Source organism: Snodgrassella sp. W6238H11 (genome assembly GCF_016100525.1).
Lineage (GTDB): Bacteria > Pseudomonadota > Gammaproteobacteria > Burkholderiales > Neisseriaceae > Snodgrassella > Snodgrassella alvi.
On sequence record NZ_JACFSH010000015.1, the window covers coordinates 1 to 4,665 of the forward strand.

Consider the following 4,665-nt stretch of genomic DNA (forward strand, 5'->3'; position numbering starts at 1 on the left):
AGACCGCATGAAGCATTAAATAATATGACACCAATTGAATATAGAAACATGAAACAAATAGCATGATTTTCTACTTGGTTTGTGTACTAACAATGGGGTATTTACAATTTTGTATTCACAATTTATGGTCATGTATATAAGAATGAAAAGCGATCAGACATATATTTGAAAAAAAATACGTTAGATTTCATAGCTGATTTAGGTGGTAAATTAACGATAGATATTGAATTTTGGTAAATAGATATACCAAAATATATATAAACTATATAGTATTTGAAATAAGCGGATATACTTAGTTCGTAGAATATGTGATTAAGGAGATGATAATGTAAATTTATAGTGAAAAAGATAGAAAAGCTTGAAAAAGTTGCAAATATGAAAAATATGAAAAATATGAATTGTCGATTGATAAAATGGAATTTTAAACATTAGTAGATTAAAACGGTTTTTATTTGTTTATAAGGCTTTATTCAGATTATAAAAGGAGAATGTAAAAGTAATATTTGATAACCAAGCAAAATATAAATTATTGAAAATTAAATGTATATAGTAAATGATGTTATCAACAAAAAAAGTGTTTATCATTAAAGAAATACGAAATTTAAAAAAAAGAGATTCAGTAAATTTGATGATTAAGTTAATTAGAAATTGATAGTTATGTTTTGGAAATAAAGTTTATATTACAGATATAATTAAGATTTTTTGATTATGTTACTGGAAATTAGGATTTAGATAAGAAACTCTGGATTTAAAATTATGACTTGGTATATTACGTGTCTTATTATATTTGGTCTGTATATTTCATGCATGAACTGGCTGATATTTATCAACAATGATATTTTAAAAAGACATAGTTCTTCTTATGGTCTGTTTGTTGGTGGATTACTGTTATGTGGCGGTATTATGGGTATGCCTGCTCCATATAATCATTATTTTTATTTAGGTCTGTTTATTGATTTTGGATGTATACCCTGGTTACTTGTTGGAATACTATTTAGGATCTTTAAATATTTTAAAAAATGATTTAGATAAAAGAAAATGCAAGAAATGAAGCGTATAGATGTACCTGTTTAACGAATATACAGTTACATTTAAAAACTATTAGTGTGATAGAGCCAGTACAGAGTAAATTTAATTAATCAGTTGGGTATTGTTTTCTTAGCTATTTATGGAAGAGTTGTTGGTGCAGATAACGCCGGAAACAATATTTCAGATAGACGGTAATCAGTAAATTTTTAATCAAATTGTTCAGGCTTGATACTTGGGTGCTTAACATATATAGCATCCAACGCTTCCCAGAATGTATACATGAGTTGCCCTACAATTCTTCGATAAGCATGAAATTCCTCTTCAGAACATTTCTCTTGTATTTCAAATAATAATTCATTTAATTCTCCTATTGTTTTTAAATGCAAATCACTAATTTTCTGAGCAATTATTTGGTCGTCTATCATCGAATACTCCTTAACAATTATTATTGATTTACTTTCAAAAATCTAAACTAATTATTTCTAATTACAGAAACTGATTATAGTTTTCATAATTAGTTTATTGTACAGTGACAGTTAATTATTTTATAATATTTATACTAATTTGTATATTTTTAATATTTGATAAGTAATTTTAGATTACCAACAATTTTATTAATGAAACAAGGGGCCTACCTAATTAATACATATTTGGAAAAATTTGATTAATCTGGGGTGTTTTGTTAATTTTTAAAGGAATAATTATGAGTATAGTTACATTATATGAAAAATAGATGATTACAAAATTCCAAATATAGCTTTATACCACTGTACACAATAATAATGATAAATACTTAGACAGAGAAGATAAATTCGAAGAATTCAACAGATTATGTAATGTAGATGACTGCTCACCAACAATATATGAAACAGTTGAAGACCTCCAATTATTAATGAAGGATATTGGAAAAGTATTGAAGGAAGCGTATTTAAATAATTATAATAAGATATGTAATCAGTTAAAGGAAATATTTGTTGTTTGCAGAATGTGTTTATGGAATTATGATAGATATTTTTTAGTAATTAGTCCCTGGGAACCTGGTTATAAATTTGATCCTTCTGTTATTTCTGAAAAATATAGATTGAGTCTATCTGATACAGATGATTAATTATTTAAATATCTCAATTGCGAAATTGAAGTTTTTTGTTAATAAATTTATTAAAATATTACAAATAAATAGAATAAAATTTATATTCAATTAGAGTCATTTAATTTAGTCATAGTTAATAATAATTAAGATAGGCTAACAATATATATAGCCTTAATGAAATGAAGATTATATATAGTACAACAGAAACTAAAAATTTTTAGGATAAAAGTTGAAAGTAGAGAAAGAAGAGGAGTAGTATCAAAAAAAGTAAGGTGAAAGTAGATGCTTTTATTAAATAGGGAGTTACGATGAAATATCAAGATGGTAGTGAAATAAGGGCAGGAGATGAGATTCTTCTTGACGGAGGAATGACTGGTGTTGTCCTGTGCTGTTTTGATTCGAGTGAATATACTCCTGAGTTTGATTATGATAATTGGGTTGATTTGTTTAAGACCGGGCTGATGGTAGATTCGGATCAAATAGGTTTAATTTATTATTCTGAGCCGGATTTAGAATTTGAATTAGTTAGTAGAAAAAAATAGTTTATTAATTATATTAGAAATTCTGTTAATCATCGAATTTATAAAGATTCGTCTATATTGGAAATAATTAAAATTGGTATTATGTTAATAAATTTCATTATGTTTTTACTTGGAGTAAAGGGGAATAAGTGTTGTTGATAGCGAGGTTGATAAAAGAGTTAAAGAGATAATCAAAAAAGTAATAATTTTGAATTTGATTTAAAACAATATTTAGATATTCTTCCAAAAAACAACTCAGGAGAGCAATATATAGTCTCAGAAAACTATTATATTTATGCAGAAATTTCTTCAGAAAAATGTTTAAATTTATAGTTTATAAGTTTTCTGATGATGAAATAATATTCAAGGTTAATTTTTTTGATTTTACTTTCTATGTTGTTTTAAAGATAGATTTTAATAGTCTTCAAAATTTGAAATTGAAAAAATGGAGATTCTATGTGTAAGTTGTGACAACTTTTATCGTATGAACGGATTATTAAATCAGTTATTTAGTAAGCAAGATTTAATGAATTATATTGCAGATATAATTGCAAAATTAGATAGAATTAATTCCGCTTTTATTGGATCATTTTTTCTATTCTGTTAGATAGTGACGATAAAGAAGTTATTCAGTATATTTCGTCGATTTTCAATAGTAATAATTTAGTAAATAAATTATCTGATAAGGAGTTAACTCTATTGAAAAGACAAATTTTGTAAACTCTTTATTTTTAATAAAGTATGTTTTTTGTATAATAAAGTATAATACAATGTTGATTATACAAAAAAGTAATTGTTAATTTATGAGGAGTAATAAAGTAATGAGTGCCTTTGATGAAGAGATTGAAATTGAAATTGATGAGATAATCAAAAAAAGTAATAATTTTGGATATGATTTAAAACAATATTTAGATAATCTTCCAGAAAAACAATTAAGAAGAGCTATATATATTTTATCAAGACACTATTATCATATGGATGTTTCATCAGAAGAAATCTTTAAATTTATAGTTTATATGTTTTCTGATGATAAAATAATATCCCAAGTTACTTTTGATAATTTTGCTTATTATTTTGTATCGATGAGAGATTTTAATAGTGCTCAAAAATATAAATTGAAAAATATAGTAATGGAAAAAATGGAGATTCTATGCAGAAATTCCGTTGACCCTTATAATATGAACACTTTATTAAATCATTTATTTAGTAAGCAAGATTTGATGGATTATATTGCAGATCTAATTGAAAAATTAAATAGAATTAATTCTGATTTTATTATATCATTTTTCTCGATCTTATTTTATAATGACTATAAAGAAGTTATTCAGTATATTTCGTCGATTATCAATAGTAATAAGTTAGTAAATAAACTATCTGATGAGGAGTTAACTCTATTGAAAAGACAAATTTTGTAAACTCTTCGTTTTTAATAAAATATTGTTTTTAAATATTTATAATTTATTTGCTCATTCATATGGTTGTAAATATTGTGTTGGTACGGTTTGAACCAGCCATACTCCGTTTTCCGCCAGATAGAATTGATATCCTGCCTGATACATTATTAAGGCATGTATTTGCAGTACAATAGGGTTGCCATGACGTGTGCCGACTTTTATCGCAGTATTCACATCAGCTGACAGATGTACATAATGGCGGCTCCCTGCGATTAATCCTTGCTGTTTGATTGAATCCATAAATCTTGTGGCTGTACCATGATATAAAAACTCTGGCGGTTTTTGCGCATTATGACTGATATGGACCTGATCAGTTGAATGTCCTTGTGCTGCACGAATTTTTAAGCCATCTTCAGATATGGTAAATCGTTTTTTATCACTTGTTTTAACAACCACCTCGATAATATCTCTGGTGAGTTGTTCTCCATGCAGGTTTGCCTGTTTGATTAAGTATTCTATATTTACCCATCCCTGCTGATCTAAGGTGTGTAACTATCCCCTAAAATAGTACAGCAAGAAAGTAGAAAATTCTCTATGATATTTTTAAGGAGAATTTCAATATGAAAAAATT

3 protein-coding genes and 1 pseudogene are annotated in these 4,665 nt (G+C 26.2%); 2 read left to right on the forward strand and 2 right to left on the reverse strand.

The features are described from left to right. Nucleotides 1-1,235: 1,235 nt before the first annotated feature. On the reverse strand, nt 1,236-1,454 hold the full coding sequence (locus H3V00_RS11245; RefSeq protein WP_025330156.1) for a hypothetical protein: 219 nt from the start codon (nt 1,452-1,454) through the stop codon (nt 1,236-1,238). A 973-nt stretch (nt 1,455-2,427) separates the two neighbouring features. On the opposite strand from H3V00_RS11245, the gene H3V00_RS11250 reads away from it, so the two are divergent. Beyond that, nucleotides 2,428-2,661 (forward strand): hypothetical protein, encoded by a 234-nt coding sequence (locus H3V00_RS11250; RefSeq protein WP_084553214.1) that lies wholly within the window; start codon nt 2,428-2,430, stop codon nt 2,659-2,661. An 800-nt stretch (nt 2,662-3,461) separates the two neighbouring features. Further along, entirely contained in the window at nt 3,462-4,055 is a 594-nt protein-coding gene (locus tag H3V00_RS11255) for a hypothetical protein (protein WP_198208149.1), read from the forward strand. Nucleotides 4,056-4,106: 51 nt separating this feature from the next. Here the strand turns inward: H3V00_RS11255 and H3V00_RS11260 are convergent. Further along, nucleotides 4,107-4,568: pseudogene (locus H3V00_RS11260) on the reverse strand (RNA 2'-phosphotransferase); the annotation flags it as partial. Nucleotides 4,569-4,665 lie beyond the last annotated feature (97 nt).

Coding starts and splice junctions, on each gene's coding strand:
- H3V00_RS11245 (WP_025330156.1), bottom strand. CDS start 1,454: ATGATAGACGACCAAATAATTGCTCAGAAAATTAGTGATTTGCATTTA.
- H3V00_RS11250 (WP_084553214.1), top strand. CDS start 2,428: ATGAAATATCAAGATGGTAGTGAAATAAGGGCAGGAGATGAGATTCTT.
- H3V00_RS11255 (WP_198208149.1), top strand. CDS start 3,462: ATGAGTGCCTTTGATGAAGAGATTGAAATTGAAATTGATGAGATAATC.